This is a genomic window from Vibrio sp. R15-SG3-ISO1B (assembly GCF_059833835.1).
In genome coordinates this window covers 41828-61126 of the sequence record NZ_JCBDGG010000020.1, presented here as the reverse complement: position 1 = coordinate 61126, position 19299 = coordinate 41828, and the positions used below count along the sequence as shown (strand labels likewise).

Here is a 19299-nt window from a genome sequence, read left to right as displayed (position 1 = left end):
AAGATTCCTCATTAAACCATTACTCTATTAACAAAAAGGGACCGTGAAGGTCCCTTTGTCGTCAATGATGTCCTTGAGTAGAGTGATGAATGAACTCTACGTTATGTACGACTTAGCGAACAATCAGCATCAAGTCTTGCGGCGCTGTTGGCTTATCAAAGTAGCTCATGAACTGACCAAACCCTTGAATATCACCCGCTGCGAAGGCAAATTTACCAGCTTGCAGATTTTTACCAATCGCTTGTTGTGCATTTGGTCCCGCAAGAAGAATCTCGTTCAATACGGCACGAGTGGTGTCAATCTGCACGTCCGCGGTATCAAGCGCTTTAGTGTGCAACTGAGCAATACCGTTGCGGATTTCGATGGTGAACGCTTCCTTGGTATCGCTAAAGCGGTACGTCATCGCCATATTCACATCAAGCGTGTTTTCCGCAATCAGTGTCGCCGTCATCATGTCAAAAATTTGCTTGCTTGGTAGCGCCGTCAATACGTCAACCGATGCGAAGCTGATCATGTTAGAGAAGTCACGCGTACCCTCAAGTTCAGCCGCCGCGTTTAGCGCCCAGTTACGCCAGTTGATGTTGACCTGCTCAGCAGCCCACGCTTTGTAAGCGTTCGCTTTTAGTTCACGCGCACCCATGTCGTCTTTGTTGACCGTGATTGGGTAAGACAAAATTTCTGCTGCGAAGGTGTGGTTACCTGCATCGATAGCCGCTTGCGCTGTGTGCATGATGTTGTCTCGGCCACCCATGATTTCAACAAACGCTTTCGCGCGTTGCTCGTACGCCATTGGCTCTAGCTGCCACGGGTCACCTTCGAAGAAACCGTTGTAACCCACGTAAATCTGACGAACTGAGTGTGCAACGGTACCGTAGTGCTCACCAAGCCAAGGGTGTCCAGCCAAGTGTGCTGGCAATTTCACTGCTTCAACAAGCTCATCAGGTGTTAGGCCTTTGTTCATGTTGCGAATGGTTTGGTCGTGCACGTATTGAATCGCATCGCGGTAAGCCGTCAAGACATTCGAAACCGCTTCTTTGCCTTCCACAGGACGACCGTGAGAGTTAATCATGACTTCAGTGTCGAACTGACGCATGATGTCGATGCCTTTGAACCATACCGATGGGTCACGGAATTTGGTACCACGAATCGTATGCAGGTTAGGGAAGTTTTCACCTTGCAATACTTCTGCTGCGTGCAGCACTTTTTGCTCTGGTAGGTAAACGACCAGCTCATCCGCCGTTTCAGATGGTACGTGAACGATTTCAAGCTTGACGCCCGCAATCGTGATGTCTAGACGATCTTTAAACTCAAGGTTTGGCTCGATGAATGAGATGTCGCCTTGCATAAAGCGTGGACCTAGGCCGTCATTAACAGTACCGAACTCACCTTCAGGCACGTGTTTTGCGCCAGTGTAAGATGTGCGGTGACCAAACAGTGGACCTAGGTTTGATGACCAGTTTGCCACTGCCGCAGTCAGGGTTTCTTGTGCGATGATTTTTACTTCACCAGACGCCACTTGCTCGTCGGTTACCCAAGCGCGAACGCCGGCAATATGGTCAATGTGGTTGTGTGTGTAGATGATCGCTTTCACTGGCTTATCTGTGATAGCTTCAAATTGCTCTTTCACTGATTGTGCCATTTGTACCGATTCGCCTGGATCGATCACGATGATGCCGTCATCACCTTCAATCATCACTGGTGTATCAAGACCAAAGCCGTAACCTAGGTAGATGTTGTGATCCACTTGGATAATGGCTTGGTCCATTTTCAGGCCGTGCTTGGTGAGGCTTGGGTGAACATGGTCAGACTCCTGGGTAAACGCCAAAGATTCACCCGTTTTTGACAACACTTGAATACGCTCACCTGGCCCCCAGAACATGTTCGACTCGTGTTCAAAAAGTACATCGCTGCTGTAGCGAGCCAGTAAGTCAATATTTTGGTATTGAGCCGCTTGAGAAGTGCGAAGCTCACTACCAACCGTTGACGTTGCTTCAACGGTTGGCGTGTTAGATTCCGTCGCACAGCCCGTTGCGAAGAGCGCACTTGCGATAGCCAGTGGGAGCGCGAGTTTTTTCAATGTCATTGCCATTTTCACGACCTTAATTTTGTCAGGAAACATTTAATCTTTCGCAGTGATTGTATGACTTGATACCCATCGCAAACACAGAGCAATACGATTTCAATCCATCGAAATTACGATATATAATTAAAAGTAGAATCGGCGGATACGATAGGTAAGTAAGCTCATGAAAAACAACGACATCCCTAATTTCAACCTGCTGGCTGTATTCGCCACCGTGATAGAGCATGGCTCACTGAGCCGAGCAGCGGATCATTTAAGCACCAACCAATCCACCATCAGTACGGCGATTGCAAGGCTTAAACAAGAACTCGGGCAAGAGCTGTTTATCCGTCAAGGTCGAGGGGTGGTACCGACCACTTATGCGTTAAGCCTCTACGAACAAGTACGAGACCCCATCCAGCAACTCGGTGGGGTGTTTAATGCGCTCGAACAGTTTAATCCACGCACCTCACAGCGTAAATTTGTCTTGGCCGCGCCAGAGCACTTGCAGTGGGTTTTGCTTGATGGTTTCTCTAAGTTGAGCGACACACAAGTGACCCTTGAGATCTACGATCAACCGGATAATGACGATAAGAGTTATGAAGGGTTAGTGACGCAAAAGTTTGATGCGATGATCGACATCTTAGTTTCTGAGTCACCCAGTATTGAAAGCGCCCACCTTTTCGATGGGCGCTTTGTGATTGTTTGCCGCGAGCAGCATCCGCGAATTCAAGGCAGCATGACTCAAGAGCAATATTTTGGAGAGAGCCATGCCGTCTTAGAGCGCACGCGTAATCAAACCTACAGCTTAGGCCACTACACCAACATAGACATTTCTCGACGTAAGGTGGTCTATCACGGTCGTTCGTTGTTTAACAATATGATGCTGTGCAGCCAGTCAGACATCATCACCATCGTCCCGCTGTCGGTCGCTTTGCAGTTTAAAGCGCGTTTGCAACTGCAAGTGATCAACCCGCCCTTCTCCCACACTCAGATGTCGAACTATCTGATATGGAATAAGAAGCACAGTAAAGACCCGGCGCATCAATGGTTTCGCCAACAAGTAATGCAAAGCTTAGACAACACCAAGCAGCTGATTAACCCGAATATGGGCTCGGGCGTTATTTAAACTCGTAAGTGTACGACGCGCCGAGTTTGTTGGTTTTACCAAAATCATCGTCTGCGATGATGCCGAAGAAGTTGAACGACTGCGCCTCAGAAATTTTGTAGCTCGCACCTGCACCGCCCCAATAGCCCGAGTAACTGTCCGAACCGCGTGATGCACCGCCAAACGTCATCATCGACCATTTCTGAGTCAACGGCTTGAGGGCAAACGCACCGATGTAGCCACCATGGCTCGAAGCTGGCATTAAGACGTAGTCGTTCTCAATGTCGCTCTCATCACGCACGGCAAATTCACCGTCGTTGTAGCTATAACCCGCCATTGGGAATATCTGCCAGCCCATTGGTTCGATATCAAAATAGCTCAAAGGAACAAACGTGCCGATACTGTAGTTGTTTTTGTACGCCTCATCATCAAATTCGGTACGGCTAAAGTTGAAGTTGAGAATACCCATCGGCAACAACCAAGAGCCCCCGACGCGCCACTCATCGCCATCCGCGTTGATACGCCCATTGATCATGCGCGCATCATCAAGGCCAATCGAACCAGAGAACTTCAGCCCTTCACTGTAGGCAAAACCAGCTTTGGTGACAATTTTGGTTGGATCTTCATGGTGCTTCTCTTGAGCAGAAAGCCCGGTCGAAAGAAGAACAGAAGCGAATAAAAACGAAAACTTGCGCATAAACATCTCATGTAAGTTGCTAGAACTGATAATGAGCAACTCAAAGTCCGTTTCATGCCAACACTCATTACAATATTTAGAAATTTAGACCATTTAGTCTAATTCTCATCTGAGCGTTAATGGGAATAACCGATATTCCTACCCCGGTCAATCAACTTGTTTACAAAGCGCTCGAAAGATCTCAGCTTACGGACAGCGGTGGTATGAAAATAGCGATTAATAAAGTATTAGGTGCGGTATAGAACCTTTACCACATGCCAACCAAACTTGGTTTTCACTAGGTGCGGGACCAGTGTCTCACCCTGAAAACAGACTTTGTCAAACTGAGGCACCATCTGACCGCGACGGAATTCACCGAGATCACCGCCGCGTTTGCCAGATGGACAGGTGGAGTATTTCTTTGCCAGAGTCTGGAATTTCGCGCCTTTTTTCAACTGTTTAATGATGTCTTCGGCTTGCTCTTTGTGCTTAACCAGAATATGGAGTGCGGCGGCAGTGTTGGCCATAGTACAAACCTCAATGTTAGGTAGATTTCAACGGAGCGTGATTGTAACCAAACAAAGTGAGATCTTCACCCCATGTTTGAAGCTTGAGTGTCATTAATGCTGCGAATGCCATTCAAGTAAGACTAAATTTGCCCGATATCATTGAACCTACCTCAAGATCCATTACCCTTTAATATAGATAGAGACCCAACGAGAGTATGAAGTAAATGGCGAAAACTCCGAGTAAAGCAAATCAGTCACAAGGCATGTTGATGTTCACGTTGACCAGCAACAAACAACTGTTTGCGATCGGCACACTGAAAGTACGCGAAATCGTACCTTTTCAGCCAACCACTCAAATACCCTACTCGCATCATCATGTGATTGGCACTGTGACCATTCGCGACAAGACCATACCTGTGATTAATATGCCGGCCGCGATTGGCTTTCGTCCTATTCAGCCGGAGGAATACAACGATTGCTACCTGATCGTGACCGATTGTCTGCGTACTGTCGTGGCGTTTATGGTGCGCTCGATTGAAAAAATTATCGAATGTGACTGGAAAGCGATCGAATCGGCACCCAAAAGTGCCGGCAACAATGTGTTCGTCACGGGGATCACACGCTATCAAGACAAAATTGTGCAGATGTTGGATGTTGAGCTGCTGCTCGCCAAGATTTACCCGCAGTACGAATCAACCAAAATTCCAATGCTCACAGACATTGAGCGCGAGCGCCTAAAAGCGCTCAATATTTTGTTGGTGGATGACTCTTCCATTGCACGTAAGCAACTGGGGGATGCGCTCGACAGCATAAATATCCCTTACAAGATTTGTAACAATGGACTCGATGCATTGCAGTTGATGCGTGAAGAGGCCGCGCGCGGCAAACCGATTGAACTCTTGGTGAGCGACATTGAAATGCCGGGCCTGGATGGCTACGAACTGGCGTTTGAAACTCAAAGCGAACAGCAGCTTAGCCGAGTGTATATCATTTTACATACCTCTTTATCGAGTGAAATTTGTGTCGACAGAGCACATCAAGTCGGCGCCCATGAAGCGTTAGAGAAGTTCAATGCCGCAGACCTGATTAAGGCGATGCTGCGCGGGGCGGCCAAACTGGAAGAAGGAAACGTGCGCAACGCCGATGCGGTCAGCATTTAGGCGCGGCCGGCATCTAGGCAAAGTGATGATTTAAACACCAAGCGCTCAATTCGGCTGATATTTTTACACGATATACATCACGCATTTGCATGAATGGCCTAAATAAAAACTCGTTAATTTTAATAAATTTAGGCATCATTCATCAATATCCACTAATCTTATTTTAAGACTCCTGTTACGGTTAAAACTATACAACAACGATGACAGACGAAGATTTCAAAAAGTCGACGGCGAATTTGAAAAAAGCGGTGCCCCTGATGATGAAACATCATGTTGCGGCCACACCCTCAAACTATGCGCTTTGGTACACTTATGTAGATAATGCGATTCCCAGATTGAATCGTGAACTCGATGCCGTGCTAGAAAACTATGGCATCTGCCCACCCGCTACCTGCGAGCAACTCTACAAAACCCATGTGGCAGGCCAAGTCGAAACCGATATGAGCAACCTGCGAGCCAACATCGAAATATTGGTCAATGAGGTAGCGAGCTCAGTTAGCGATACGCTCACTGACACCTCTCAATTCTCGCAAATGATAGACAAAAGCTTTGAGAGCTTAGAGCGAGTCGATGGTAACTCGATGACCATCGACGAAGTGATGAAAGTGGTGCGCCAATTGGTGTCGGACTCCCATGAAATTCGTCATTCAACCCGTTTTTTAAACAGCCAACTTGAGACAGCGACCGCTGAAATTAATTTGCTCAAAGCGCAACTGGCCGAAGTGCAGCAAGACGCGCTATTTGACTCGCTCACCAGCCTCTACAACCGCCGCGCATTTGACAATGATCTTCGCACCCTTATTCGCTCCGAGCAGAACATGTGTCTCATTCTGGCTGATATTGACCATTTTAAAGGCTATAACGACACCTACGGCCACTTGTTTGGGGACACGGTCATCAAAGGCATCGCAAAGCGCATCCAATTGAGCTGCCGCGAGGGGATCCATGCCTATCGCTTTGGCGGCGAAGAATTTGCCCTGATTGTCCCCAATAAGTCACTGAGGATCGCCAGACAGTTCGCCGATAGCCTACGCCGCGCGGTAGAAAAGCTCTCTATCCGTGACAAGCGCTCTAACAAACCGGTGGGCAACATTACCATGTCACTCGGCGTTGCAGAGTTTGAAGTGGGTGAAAGTGCTGAATCGCTAATTGGCCGAGCCGATGGGCTACTCTACGAAGCCAAACAGCTCGGACGCAACCGTGTGATGCCGCTTTAAGCGCTGGATGATGAGCAAGTGTGCACCTTGTCCTGAACACTGGTCATCTTTTTGGCAACGGATTCTCGATAACACGCACGCCTAATGACAAGCCCCGCTCAACTGAGCGGGGCTTGTATCATTTATCTATTGTGATCAACGTTTTAGCCTAACCGTCTGCGGTGATCGCCGCGATCAGTGCTTGTTCGACTTGGTCGGCTTTGTCGTTATCGATTTGGCAAGTCCCGGCCGCTTTATGACCACCACCGCCGTACTTCAGCATCAACTCACCAACGTTGGTTTTAGAGCTGCGATCAAAAATGGATTTTCCCGTCGCGAAGACGGTGTTTTGTTTTTTGAATCCCCACATCTTGTGAATCGAGATGTTGCATTGTGGGAATAGCGCATAAATCATAAAGCGGTTGCCCGCATAGATGGTCTCTTCATTGGTGAGGTCAAGCAGCACCAAGTTGTCGTACACCGTGGCGCAGCGCATGATCTGCTCTTTGAACAGGGCTTCGTGCTCGCGATACAAATCAATACGCTCTTTGACATCTGGCAGTGCCAGAATGTCTTCGATAGTGTGATTTTTACAGTATTCGATAAGATCCATCATCAGGTTGTAATTGGAAATACGAAACTCGCGGAAACGACCTAAGCCCGTGCGGGCATCCATGAGGAAGTTGAGCAAGTTCCATCCGGTCGAATCTAACACCTCATCTCGATTGAATTGAGCGGAATCACCCTTATCGACGGCTTCCATCATATCTGTCCAGTGTGATGGGAAGACCGCCTCCCCACCGTAGTAATCCCAAACCACACGCGCGGCAGAAGGCGCATTAGGGTCAATAATGTGATTGGGGCGCTCGCCCGCGTTGCGAATCGTCTCGGACAAGTGGTGGTCAAAAATCAAATGAGCGTCTGCCACATAGGGCAAGTTCGTCACAATATCGTTTGGAGTTATGTCAACAAGCCCATCTTGCATGTCTTTAGGGTGTACGAACTTGATATCATCAATCAAATTAAGCTGCTTCAATAACACCGCGCATACTAGACCATCAAAATCACTGCGAGTAACAAGTCGATATGTTTGTTCGGACATCTTGGTTTCCTTTGCCTACTGTCTAAATGGGAAGACCTTCCCTGCTGCTTCTTAAACTTTAGTACCAACAGAGCAAGGTTGAAAACCGTTAACTCAATAAAATTTGGAGTAAAACATACTTTTGGCAAAGTTAAGACACGTTTCTTTAGGTAATCTTCTATACTCGATATGCATCTAATTGAAATTTGGAGATATTACATGAGAAATGCCGCTTTGCTTTTGACATTGCTTGGCGCCGCTGTGCTCACCGGTTGCGCCAACGAACCCGACGAATATGAAGTGAAAGAGTACACATCCATCGCAAATCCAGCCGCTGTCTACTGTGTTCAGCAGCAAGGTGAACTAGATACCGTGAGCGAAAACGACAAACGCGTTACCTACTGTGTGTTGCCAGATGGCAGTCGACAAGAGCAATGGGAATACTATCGAGAGAGTCAGCAACAGCAAAGCCAGTAAACGCCTCCTTAGGAGAAGAGCGCTAGATTAGGCGCTCTTTTATTTTAATAGGGCAAGCTAGACTCAATCGCAATCGCATCATGACGCCAATACTCAATATCAGTGAAAACCGGCTCTCCTGCACTATTCAGATAAACCTTCTCTAACACCAACGCGGACGTACCAACCGTTGCGCGTAGGGCTTGAGCTATCTCACCATGCAACGCGCTCATACGAATGGCGTAGCTTTCTCTGCCTGCTGGACAATCGCCTGCTTAATGGTTGCGTACTGCACTTTCTCTCCCTTCTCCCTCTTCCTCTTCGTTTCGCTGTCAGTTTACGCGCCCTTGTCTGGGAAAGAAAGCTTGCCAAAGTCATGTGATTGTTCTGGATCCCAATGGCGATTGAGCGCTTTAAGGGACTGATCAAAGCAATTTAACGCACCATTAAGCTGTAAAATAGAGATCGCCTCTCTCGTGAAGCGCAGCGCCTCCTCTAACTGAGATAACAGCGCTGCCCCAACTCTGTCTCGCGTCAACGATTGGAGCTGTTCGAGCGCGTGATGCGCCTGATGCTCACAATATTGGCGCCTTGGAGATGGATGAAAATCAATCTTGCCTGCCACTACCCCTTCTAAGTAAACACGGTAGGTCGTCAACGCATCACAGAGCAAAAAACCGATCCCTTGTGTAGGGTATGGGTAAGGTGCCAAGACATGAGCGTCCGCTTGCGGGCAAATAGTGATGCTTAGTCCTTGCCGAGCACACTCTCGCGTCATCATGCCCAGCAAACCCTGCTCAGGGAGCCAGTGTTCAATCTCAAAAATACGCTTGAGGTGATAATCGGTGGAGACAAATAAAATGTTGAGAGGAGTACTTCCCCCTACTAATCCACTTTTCACCAAGGTGTTCGCGGCATTGGCAACATTTTCGATGGTATTGGTGGATGTATCCTCAACCAAGAGCCGATCTTTAGGCAGGCTGGCCCAAAACGAATCGGGCGCACGCTGCTCGAGTGCCTCGCACATCGCGCTCGCCTCTGAGACCGTTTGCCCTGACGTTCGACCGCCACAGAGCACCACGACACTCTGCGCAAGGTTCAATCGTTCTACCTGATGGATCAACGCATCGATTCTTGATTGCCCTTCGAGCGTCAACTGATTGTTGACCAAGCGTTTTCCCAACACAATGACGGCATGAGATATATTCATCAATCGTCAACTTCTCAACTTTTTATTCTAGATATTAATAATCTCTGTACAAAGTTTCGCTCATTACGTAGCGTAAAGCAGACTATTCTAAAAGTAGCTAGAATAAGTAAAGATCAGTGATACTCGTACAGCTTACTCACGGCGCACCGCTGGAGAACGTGGCACAACGAGTACAACAATAAGAGAGCCTGAAACCACAGGTCAATAGGAAGTGATGAACATGCTGTCAATTTTCGACATATTTAAAATCGGCGTGGGCCCATCGAGCTCACACACCAACGGACCCATGCTCGCGGGGTATCAATTTACCCAAGCGTTAAACGAGCAGCTCAACCACACCTCTCGGGTGCAAGTGGACTTATATGGCTCACTCTCATTGACGGGCAAAGGCCACCACACGGATAAGGCCGTCATTCTCGGCTTACTGGGTAACCGCCCCGACACCATAAAAATGACCAGCGCCAAAGCCTTATTGCAACAAGCGATGGACGAGCAACAGCTATTACTTGCGGGTCGCCAAACCATCGCGTTTCATTACCAAGGGGATATTCTGTTCCACGATGACAGCCTGCCTTTGCATGAAAATGGCATGACCATCTCTGCTTTCGATGAAACGGGCGCCATACTGCTTAAAGAGACCTACTACTCGATAGGCGGCGGCTTTATCGCAACGGAAGATGAACTGACCAACGGCAGCAAAATAACCCCCGTTACCGTGCCGTTTCCTTTTAAGAGCGCCGATCAAATGATCCAGATGGCGGAGCAACATGGATTGAGCCTTGGTGGAATGGTGCTGCAAAATGAATTGTGCTTCTTCTCTGGCCAAGAGATTGACGAAAAAGCCGAGCAAATTTGGAAAGTGATGACACTGTGCATGCAACGAGGCTTTGATACCGAAGGCATCCTTGAAGGTGGCCTGAACGTAACGCGACGCGCGCCAAACTTGCTTAAAAAGCTGGAAGCCAACGCCGCCGTTGAAAATGACCCAATGGAAATCATGGATTGGATCAACTTGTTTGCCTTCGCTGTCAGTGAAGAAAACGCCGCCGGTGGCCAAGTAGTGACATCGCCGACCAACGGCGCTGCAGGCGTCATTCCCGCCGTACTCATGTACTACCACCGCTTTATCAAGGAACTAAACCTCAAACAGATCAAAGACTTCTTGGCCGTGTCCGGCGCTATCGGCATTTTGTATAAAACCAATGCGTCCATTTCAGGTGCAGAAGTGGGCTGCCAAGGTGAAGTCGGCGTATCGTCGTCCATGGCGGCAGCGGGCTTGACCGCACTTCGAGGAGGCAGTAATGAACAGATTTGCATTGCGGCCGAAATAGCGATGGAACACTCCTTGGGTATGACCTGCGACCCGATTGGCGGTTTGGTGCAAGTCCCTTGTATCGAGCGCAACGCTATGGGCGCAATGAAGGCCATTAACGCCTCCAGAATGGCGCTCAAGCGAACCAGCAAATGCCTGATTTCTCTGGATAAGGTGATCGCAACCATGTATCAAACCGGCAAGGATATGAATCGTAAATATCGCGAAACCTCACTCGGTGGTTTGGCTGTGATTCACATGGCGCCGTGTGAATAGCCCTAAGGCTAAGTCTCCACTCTGAATACCCTATTACGCCAACAATATCGCTTTGAGATCAAACAGAGACTCTACGGTATAGTTTGGCGTAATGCCTTCTACGTTTGGCAAGCGATGTGTGTTGAGCCAGCAAGTCTCAATACCAAAATTGATTCCGCCCAAAATGTCTGAATGGGGGTTATCGCCCACCATAAGGACTTTACTTTTACACGGCTGCGCCATTTTTTCATGGGCGTGCGCAAAGATCGCCAGATCAGGTTTGGCTACACCGACTTCTTCCGAGATGATCACGTGTTCAAAGTATTCACTCATGCCAGTGCGCTCAAGTCGAATCGCTTGCAACTCGGTAAAACCGTTGGTGATGATGCCAAGCTTTGCGCGCCCATTCAGCGCTTCCATCAGCTCTTTTGCGCCGGGAAGTAATGTGCAGATATCTGCCATCGCTTCAAGAAACGCACGGTTAAGCTCTGCGGTAGTGGTGTTCAGTTTTTGCGCCCACTCAACAAATCGTGTGTGTTTCAGCTCATCAGCGTTAATTTGCCCCTCTTGGTACTTGACCCAAAGCGGCTTATTGATGGCTTGGTAATGGTCATAATCCTGCTCGGTAAACACCACACCCTTACGCGAAAACATCAACTGCATGCCTTTGAAGGCATCAAAGTGGAACAGGGTGTCATCGGCATCAAACAAGATCCAATCGTATTTCATTCTTCTCTCCTCTCTCGTTGGCCGCTAGTGTAGATTGTTTTGGCATAAATGCAGCAGCTAAATTGACTTCTATGACTTAGCTCAATACCCCGCCCTTCAGTGTGGTGAACACTCGACCTATCCTTGTATAACAATGAGCAGCTCTCTGACTTGGCGCGCTACTCACCAATCTGCCATTCAATCCCTGCGTCCGAAGCAAAATCGTCATCGTGAGTCACCAATAAAAATCCCCCGGGATACTCATTGAGTGCACGCGATAAATCTTGTTTCGAGTCGAGATCAAGATGGTTTTCAGGTTCATCAAGCAGAAGAAAGGGCTGATTGAGTTGGTGACTGACAATTAACATCGCCAGTTTCATTTTCTCGCCGCCGCTTAATACATCCGCCAACCGAAAGACAGTGTCACGCCGAAAACCTACACCAGCCAACAGAGTGCGCGCCTTCATTTCCGTCATACCCTGGCACTGGGTTAACAGGTTATCAAGCATAGAGCGATCGCCTTTTAACGCCGCAAAGTGCTGGTCTAGATAATAGAACTCAGTATTGATTCTAAGCTGCCCTTCACGCAGTGCGTACTCACCGAGTAGGGTTTTGAGCAAGGTTGATTTTCCGCTGCCATTGTCGCCAACTAGCCGTACCTTATCGTTAGCGGTTAAGCGCAGTGTCATCGGCTCTGAGCGACCATACGCTAAGACGCCATTTTCCATCATCACGACCGATTTATCGCGAACCTTTCTCTCGGTGAGATAAAATGTCTGCGCTCGGTTCTCCTCATACCTTGAAGTTAGCGCTCGCTGCGTCTTATTGAGATAGGTTTGTCGCTGCTGCTCATTTTTATTACGGTTTGAGGCACGAGCCGTCGCTTTGTCCTTTTTACCATCGAGCAAAATCTTAGGCTGACTGCCACCGCGGCGAAGTCGGTTGCCTTGTGCGGCTCTTTGCTCCGCTTTCTCCCGGTTACGTTGCGCCTCCTCCTCGAGCTGTTTTTGCTGCTTTTTGAGATGGGATAATTGCCGCTCAACCGCATTTTGTTCAACGCGTTGCTGCTCGGCATAGTGATCGTAATTACCACCATAGATATTCATCCCTAGGCTCGATAGCGCCCATATTTCATCCATCTCCCGCAATAACGAACGGTCATGACTGATGACTAACACCGCCCCTGAATACTGCCTGATTTGCGCAATTAGCCATCGCTTCGCCTTGATATCGAGGTGATTAGAGGGCTCATCGAGGATCAATAACTCCGCTTGTGATTCAAACCGTTGCCAAAGCTGAAGACGAGCCAATTGACCACCACTAAGCTGGGCACATAACATCTGTGGCAGAGGAGGCAAACCCAGCAGAACCAGTTGCTCAGATAGGCGCTGCGGCAAGTCCCACTCATCACCGACTTGTTCAAACCACTGCGTGTCGCACTCGCCATTTTCAATCCGCTCAAGCGCCTCGAAAATGGCGTGCTTACCCAAAAATTGGGCAATGGTAAGCTCCCCGCTCACTAGTCCGCCCGCGTGTTGGCGATAGATTGCTGTCTTTTGCGGAGACATCACATGGCCAGAGCTAGGCGCTACCTCACCTAACAAAATTGAGGCTAACATGGATTTTCCGACCCCATTACGCCCGACAAGACCAACGCGGGATTTGGTCATAGAAAAAGTTAAAGAATCAAACAGTTGTTCACCATTATCAAATTGGTAACTCACTGAACTTGCTTGTAAAAATGGCATAACAATGCCTCCTGTTGTAACAGGGGCCTTCGCCGCAGCAATAGATAACCGAATGTGTGCAATAAGCGAATTCGTTCTTTGAGTTTAGATATCCTAAACGACACGAATAGCAAATAGTTGATAGCGAGCTACGCCGACTAACCCTGTGAATCCAAAAAACCGATGTGATATGGAAGCAGGTTTAGTTGTTCATCGCGGCGCAATCTCCGATAGAAGTGATGTGGGAAGAGTAGCCCAATGACCAAAGTTGGGTCAAGCCTTGTGAATGAGCCAATGGAAGAGTCGTGAGCCACCACTGAGAATAAGCGAGTAGTAGGTTCGCTTTTCTCCATTCGATGAGCGGCATGCTTACAGCCGCTCATCGATTATTTGGCAACCACACCATAAGTATTACGCCCATATTGGCTCCCCCAACACAATATGGGCCAATTGCGCTCTGCCCCTATGATTCTTAGTTTAGGGCATGGATTAACAAGGTAGGTGTAGTCCGCATACTCACACAATGGCAAGTCATTTATGGAGTCTGTAAAAAAGTGAATCTCCGAATAAGACTGTTTCGTTTCCTTCACCCACTGCTCTAGTCGAGCGACCTTACCCTCGCGATACGTCGCTATGCCGTTTATTTGTGCACTGTAGCAAGCGTGCTGCTCTACCAAATCAATACCCAGAGCAGTTTTAATACCTAAGTAACGCGCTATAACTTCGACTAGAAAAGTGACACTAGCTGAAATAATGATCAACTCTGCGTGTTCGCGTACTAGTTTCTCAATTAGTACCTTAGATTGCGTAAACTGCTTGGGAAGAATATAGCGTTGTACACACTCTTCAACCCAATCACTAACTTGCGCTTTTGGAATAGCCGTAAGCGGTGCTAAAGAAAAATCTAAGTAACACTGCATATCTAACTCTCCTTTCGCATATAGATTCATTAAACGCTTGTCTTCGTCAATAAAGTTATGATCCGTTACAATACCTTTCTCGACTAAAAACTCGTTCCAAATCATAGAGCAGTCGGCATTGATGAGAGTTTCATCCAAATCAAATACATACAAAGGTTTAGACATTTCTTTCTCCAATTAGTCATTTCAGAGCATGAATCAAACCTGTTATCACTAGGACGATTCCTACAGAACGAGTTCGATACCACCTCTCTCCCAAGATATAGATCCCCATAAACAGTCCAAACACAATGCTGATTTGCCTCAGTGCCACCACTAAACTCACATTGTCTGTCATGGTCATCGCAAACAACACCAAGCCGTAGGTGGATGCCATCATTACCCCTGCCATGCTGGCTGTTTTTCGGATCTGCCACGCTGTCTTAATCTCATCTGGCTTGCCTGTAACCAAGCACCACACAAGGGCAGGAATACCTATCGCCCAAAACTGCACGCCTAAGTAAAAGATCGCACTGTACTGATCATTCAAAATCTCTGATGCTTGTTCTGTGAGTAAACTCAGCGCTTCTTTGTCGACCACCGAGTAACCCGTTGTGCCTATTGCGGCAATCAATGCCCAGAACACACCAACGTTCAAATAAGAGCCCAGCGTCATTTGGCGAAAGTTTGTCAGTGGTACCAGCATACAACCAAAGGTAATCAGCAAGAATCCGAGCCACTGCTGACTGGATAATTCATACCCCAATGCCACACTGATTGCGCCGACCATCATCACAGGCAGTGCCCGAGCAATCGGATAAACCACACCCACGTCTGCGTGCTGATAAGCGACAATCAAACCGACCAGATAGACCATTTGTGAAATGCCGCTAATGAACAGCAATCCCCAAAATTCACTCTGCAATGATGTCCAGCCAATGGTCGCCAAATACCAAATCAGATAAGGGGTAAGAATGGCACAGGCAGAAAAGCTGGCCGCCATCGTAAACGCAAGTCCAGAGCCTGAGTTACTTTTACCAAGGATATTCCAGCCCGCATGGAGAACAGCAGAAAAAACGACGAGACCAATCGCCAACAAATCCATTTCAATGTTCCTGTCTGAATAAAATAAAGGCCCCGAGATGGAGCCTTAGATAATGAGAAAATCCACTTAACGATGGAGTTCCGCCAGAGATTCAATGCTAATGGCATCGTGTCGCCAATATTCGATATCGCAATCAATCAACTCACCGTGTTGGTTATAGTTGATGCGCTCCACCACCATCGCTGGCGTACCGGCTGTCGCGCGCAGTGCCTGAGCCATTTCACCCAACAAAGTGCTGGTTGAAATGCGGTAGCGAATCTTTTGATACGTCACGCCATAATGCTCGCGGTAAATGTCCGTCAGTGAATTTGATAAATCGTAGTCCAACAGGTTCGGAAACAGCTCTGGGCGAATGTAGTTTGTTACGAATACCACAGGTCTGTCTTCAAGGTATCGCACACGGTCGACTCGATACACATCCGAGAAAGGTTGCAAGTCCAGCAAGCGCGCCGCTTGTTTGTTTGCCAAGGTTCCTTTTGCTGCGACCAACTCCGTTTTTGGCACGCGATTTTGCGCTTTCGCCATGTTCGGGAAATTTAGCGTTTGGGTTGGGTCGTAACGCAATGGCTCGGGTGAGATAAACCAACCTCGGCGATCTTCGCGATAGATTCGACCTTCTGCTTCTAGCAGTGATAACGCTTCACGCAAAGTAACGCGTGTAGTATCGAACGACTCCGCCAACTTACGCTCTGCTGGCAGTTTTTGACGCGGCGATAGCATGCCCGCTTCAATCTGTTCAACAATCGAATCTTTAATTTTTACGTATTGCACGAAGTGTCCTTATCTTTTGCGCCAAGCTTGTGTGCGATTCTCTAACAATTTACCCAAAGTCATCTGAACAATCTTCGCAATTGCGGCAGCCATCATGATCATCACAGCCATCGCTGCTGCAGCGCCAGTTTGACCTGCATCGTCCATATTCAGAATCGAGACCGAAGCCGGAATCGTATCGGTTGAGTAAAGGAATACTACCGCAGAAGTGGTGGTCAATGCATTAACAAACAAGTAAGTCGCAATGTCCAAAATCGCAGGTAAACACACAGGTAATGTCACTTTAAAGAACAACTTGTATTGAGGAAGCTTCACCGATGCCGCCGTGGCCTCAATCTCCGATGGCAACTGCTTTAGCGCTGTCAGTGCAGTCATGTGACCCACTGTGTAGTAATGCACTACCGTGTTAATCACCAAGAATGCCATGGTGCCATAAAGCACGTTCAAAGGATTGTTCGCGTCATTGAAGTAAAAGATGTAGCCCAAGCCAAGCACCATACCCGGAACTGCCATTGGCACCACGCTAAGCATTTGCATCACCTGACGAATTGGACCAAACGCACGCCCTTTCTCAATGCAGTATGCACCGACAAAGATGATAGCTGTGCCGATCACTGCCGTCCAACCTGCCAGCGTTAGCGAGTTGAAGAATGGGCTCCAACCGTAAGTGCTCATTTCAGCAAAGTTGTAGTTGTTTAGCGTCAGCGCTTTGTTCCAAGGCCAGAACGTAACTAACGAGCCATACACTGCCATGCCAAGCACAGCCAACACTGCGATAGAAATGATGCTGCAGTAAACCAAACAAATGCTGTCGCGCGCTTTGTTGGGTTCTGGCTGATAAGGCACCGAGCGAGTGTCAAATAAGCTCTTCTGTTTTTTCTGTACCCAACGGTCTGCACCGAACGCCATTACCGCTGGGAATAACAGCATAATGCTGGTCACCGCACCCATAGCAAAGTTTTGCTGTCCCACCACTTGCTTGAAGATGTCAGTCGCCAGAACGTTGTAGCTGCCCCCAATCACTTTCGGCACACCAAAGTCCGTGATAACCAGCGTAAAGACGACGATAAGCGTACTGATCAAACCGAATTTCGCCGCAGGTAACGTCACCATAAAGAAGGTTTTGATGGGTGAGGTTTTAAGTGCGCGGGCTGCTTCATACAAACGGGCATCTGAAGTGCGCAGCGAAGTGGTTAAGATCATCAATGCATGAGGGAAGGTCCAGAAAATCAAACCCATCGAGATACCAATCACGCCGTAAACTGAGTTTCCTAACAACATCTCTTTGGCAATGCCTTGATTACCGAAAAGGAAGATCAAACTGATCGCCGGTAACAACGAAGGCGCAAGGATTGGCGCAGTACCTAAGATTTGGAACAAACCTTTAAACGGCATGCATGAACGAGTCAGCGCGTAGGCATAACCAAACGCAAGTACACCCACCACCGAGGTTACAATCACGCCCAAAGTGAAGGTGTTTCCCACCGACACCCACAAGCTTGAAGAGGAAAAGTACGTCGCAAAGTTTGCCAATCCAACAAATTCGCCATTGGCATTTTGCACACTCTTGGTCAACATTGCCCAAAGCGGCATTAAGATGAACAGCACCATCATGGTCGACAAGCCAGCGAGCAAACCAAACAACACTAGGTTGTCGCGGCTGACACGTCCGAGTAGGGATTTTGCTTTGTCTTGAGTGGTCAGGCTATTCATCGTCATTGTCTTCGCATCCATGTTTACACCTACGCTGCTAGCGCTTTATCAACCGAGGGCACGGCGTAACCATGCAGTCCTTCTTCAGCAAACTGGATGTAACGTACATCGCCCGCCTTGATATTGAGTTTTTGAACCGTTTCTACAGGCACATCCACGACGATGGTTTTCGTTGAGCTGTCGTTTTGCAATACGCAATCAATGCGGAAAAACGCCCCTAGAAACTCGGTTGCCGTAACTCGCACAGGTAAAGAGTTGTTGTAGTTTTCAACGAACTTGATGCTTTCAGGACGCACCGCAAGGTCAAAGCGGTCACCACGTTGTATCTTACGATTGGTCAAGCTTGGCGCTGGCATTAGGGTTTCTGCAATTCGTACTTGGGAGTCCGTTGCTACTGAGGTTTCAATAAAGTTCATGCTGCCGACAAACTCAGCGACAAAGCGCGTGGCTGGTTGCTGGTAGATCTCTTGAGGCGTACCGACTTGCTCAATCACACCATGGTTCATTACCACAATACGATCCGCCATCGACAACGCTTCATCCTGATCGTGCGTAACCATGATGGTGGTGATGCCCAGCTTGCGTTGCAACTTACAAATCTCGTCACGTAAGTGAACACGTACTTTTGCATCCAGCGCTGACAGCGGCTCGTCAAGTAACAGTAGACCAGGTGACAGCGCCAACGCCCGAGCCAAAGCGACACGCTGCTGCTGACCACCAGAAAGTTGGTTAGGGAATTTCTCGCCAGAGGTTGGAAGACCAATGGTTTCTAACCAGTAATCCACCTTCTCTAACGCTTCTTTGGTCGACATGCCTTGGTTCTTCAAACCCACTGCAATGTTCTCTTGCACAGTTAGGTTCGGAAACAGCGCGTAAGATTGGAATACGATGCCGAAATCGCGCTTCTCTGGTGGTAGGAATGTGGTCTCTTGACCGTTTTGAAAGATTGCACCAGATGTTGGTAGGTCTAAGCCTGCAATGGCACGTAATAGAGTGGTTTTACCGCAGCCAGAAGGACCAAGAAAACAAACGAACTCGCCCTTTTCGATCGCTAGCGAGATTTTCTTTAATGCAGTGAACTGTCCGAACTGCTTCACTACATTTTCAATATTTAGGTAATGTTGGTTAGTTGACATAACACACGCTCCAAATGGTATATACCAACTTTAGTTTTGGAGTGTTACGTTCCAATGACAAATTTATAGCCAGAAGATGACAAATAGATGAAGGGCGATGAGGTTTGTTCAAGTGGTAATTAGAGATTCCCGACTCGCTCCTCCGTCGCTCTCGAGAATGACGTTATGAGTACGGATAGAAGATCCCAACTTTCTTAAGTCCGTCATTCCAGCAA

17 protein-coding genes and 1 pseudogene are annotated in these 19299 nt (G+C 48.0%); 5 read left to right on the top strand and 13 right to left on the bottom strand.

Going from position 1 to position 19299, the window contains the following annotated elements; all coding sequences use genetic code 11:
• Window positions 1–112 precede the first annotated feature (112 nt).
• Window positions 113–2089: an alkyl sulfatase dimerization domain-containing protein gene (locus tag AC6R0S_RS05725; protein ID WP_500637430.1), complete on the bottom strand. Its 1977-nt coding sequence runs from the start codon at window positions 2087–2089 to the stop codon at window positions 113–115.
• A gap of 157 nt (window positions 2090–2246) precedes the next feature.
• Between AC6R0S_RS05725 and AC6R0S_RS05720 the strand changes: the two genes are divergently transcribed.
• On the top strand, window positions 2247–3191 hold the full coding sequence (locus AC6R0S_RS05720) for a LysR family transcriptional regulator (RefSeq protein WP_500629516.1): 945 nt from the start codon (window positions 2247–2249) through the stop codon (window positions 3189–3191).
• On the opposite strand, the gene AC6R0S_RS05715 is transcribed toward AC6R0S_RS05720, so the two are convergent.
• Window positions 3184–3867 carry a hypothetical protein gene (locus tag AC6R0S_RS05715; protein ID WP_500630752.1) on the bottom strand — a complete coding sequence of 228 codons (684 nt, stop codon included), beginning with the start codon at window positions 3865–3867 and terminating at the stop codon, window positions 3184–3186. The two genes, AC6R0S_RS05720 and AC6R0S_RS05715, sit on opposite strands and share 8 nt — an antisense overlap.
• 227 nt (window positions 3868–4094) lie before the next feature.
• Window positions 4095–4373, bottom strand: coding sequence for a peptidylprolyl isomerase PpiC (gene ppiC, locus AC6R0S_RS05710; RefSeq protein ID WP_334552043.1), 279 nt, complete (start codon window positions 4371–4373; stop codon window positions 4095–4097).
• Window positions 4374–4579: 206 nt separating this feature from the next.
• On the opposite strand from ppiC, the gene AC6R0S_RS05705 reads away from it, so the two are divergent.
• Complete coding sequence (locus AC6R0S_RS05705) at window positions 4580–5515, top strand: chemotaxis protein (protein WP_500630751.1); 936 nt, start codon at window positions 4580–4582, stop codon at window positions 5513–5515.
• A 200-nt stretch (window positions 5516–5715) separates the two neighbouring features.
• Window positions 5716–6732, top strand: coding sequence for a GGDEF domain-containing protein (locus AC6R0S_RS05700; protein WP_500633654.1), 1017 nt, complete (start codon window positions 5716–5718; stop codon window positions 6730–6732).
• 148 nt (window positions 6733–6880) lie between these two features.
• Here the strand turns inward: AC6R0S_RS05700 and AC6R0S_RS05695 are convergent, their stop codons facing one another.
• Window positions 6881–7813 carry an exopolyphosphatase gene (locus AC6R0S_RS05695; protein WP_334552046.1) on the bottom strand — a complete coding sequence of 311 codons (933 nt, stop codon included), beginning with the start codon at window positions 7811–7813 and terminating at the stop codon, window positions 6881–6883.
• 198 nt (window positions 7814–8011) lie between these two features.
• Here AC6R0S_RS05695 and AC6R0S_RS05690 point away from each other — a divergent pair, with 198 nt between their 5' ends.
• On the top strand, window positions 8012–8269 hold the full coding sequence (locus AC6R0S_RS05690) for a putative hemolysin (protein ID WP_500626685.1): 258 nt from the start codon (window positions 8012–8014) through the stop codon (window positions 8267–8269).
• A gap of 44 nt (window positions 8270–8313) precedes the next feature.
• Here the strand turns inward: AC6R0S_RS05690 and AC6R0S_RS05685 are convergent.
• Window positions 8314–8499 (bottom strand): annotated as a pseudogene (locus AC6R0S_RS05685) (UTRA domain-containing protein); the annotation flags it as partial.
• A gap of 86 nt (window positions 8500–8585) precedes the next feature.
• Entirely contained in the window at window positions 8586–9458 is an 873-nt protein-coding gene (locus AC6R0S_RS05680; RefSeq protein ID WP_500637429.1) for a YdcF family protein, read from the bottom strand.
• Between the two features lie 220 nt (window positions 9459–9678).
• Here AC6R0S_RS05680 and AC6R0S_RS05675 point away from each other — a divergent pair, with 220 nt between their 5' ends.
• Window positions 9679–11046, top strand: coding sequence for an L-serine ammonia-lyase (locus AC6R0S_RS05675; protein WP_500633651.1), 1368 nt, complete (start codon window positions 9679–9681; stop codon window positions 11044–11046).
• Window positions 11047–11079: 33 nt separating this feature from the next.
• Here AC6R0S_RS05675 and yjjG read toward each other — a convergent pair whose 3' ends face one another.
• The 7 genes from yjjG to AC6R0S_RS05640 all read right to left on the bottom strand — a co-directional run bounded on the left by yjjG (window position 11080) and on the right by AC6R0S_RS05640 (window position 19084).
• A complete protein-coding gene (gene yjjG / locus AC6R0S_RS05670) occupies window positions 11080–11754 on the bottom strand; it encodes a pyrimidine 5'-nucleotidase (RefSeq protein WP_500626688.1) in 675 nt (224 codons plus the stop codon).
• Window positions 11755–11912: 158 nt separating this feature from the next.
• Entirely contained in the window at window positions 11913–13481 is a 1569-nt protein-coding gene (locus AC6R0S_RS05665) for an ATP-binding cassette domain-containing protein (protein WP_500637428.1), read from the bottom strand.
• A 365-nt stretch (window positions 13482–13846) separates the two neighbouring features.
• A complete protein-coding gene (locus AC6R0S_RS05660) occupies window positions 13847–14545 on the bottom strand; it encodes an HAD family hydrolase (protein ID WP_500637427.1) in 699 nt (232 codons plus the stop codon).
• Between the two features lie 16 nt (window positions 14546–14561).
• Window positions 14562–15464 (bottom strand): EamA family transporter, encoded by a 903-nt coding sequence (locus tag AC6R0S_RS05655; RefSeq protein ID WP_500637426.1) that lies wholly within the window; start codon window positions 15462–15464, stop codon window positions 14562–14564.
• A 66-nt stretch (window positions 15465–15530) separates the two neighbouring features.
• Complete coding sequence (gene phnR / locus AC6R0S_RS05650; RefSeq protein WP_017635094.1) at window positions 15531–16235, bottom strand: phosphonate utilization transcriptional regulator PhnR; 705 nt, start codon at window positions 16233–16235, stop codon at window positions 15531–15533.
• A 9-nt stretch (window positions 16236–16244) separates the two neighbouring features.
• Entirely contained in the window at window positions 16245–17969 is a 1725-nt protein-coding gene (locus AC6R0S_RS05645) for a putative 2-aminoethylphosphonate ABC transporter permease subunit (RefSeq protein ID WP_500629532.1), read from the bottom strand.
• Window positions 17970–17977: 8 nt separating this feature from the next.
• A complete protein-coding gene (locus tag AC6R0S_RS05640) occupies window positions 17978–19084 on the bottom strand; it encodes a putative 2-aminoethylphosphonate ABC transporter ATP-binding protein (protein WP_005395343.1) in 1107 nt (368 codons plus the stop codon).
• Window positions 19085–19299 lie beyond the last annotated feature (215 nt).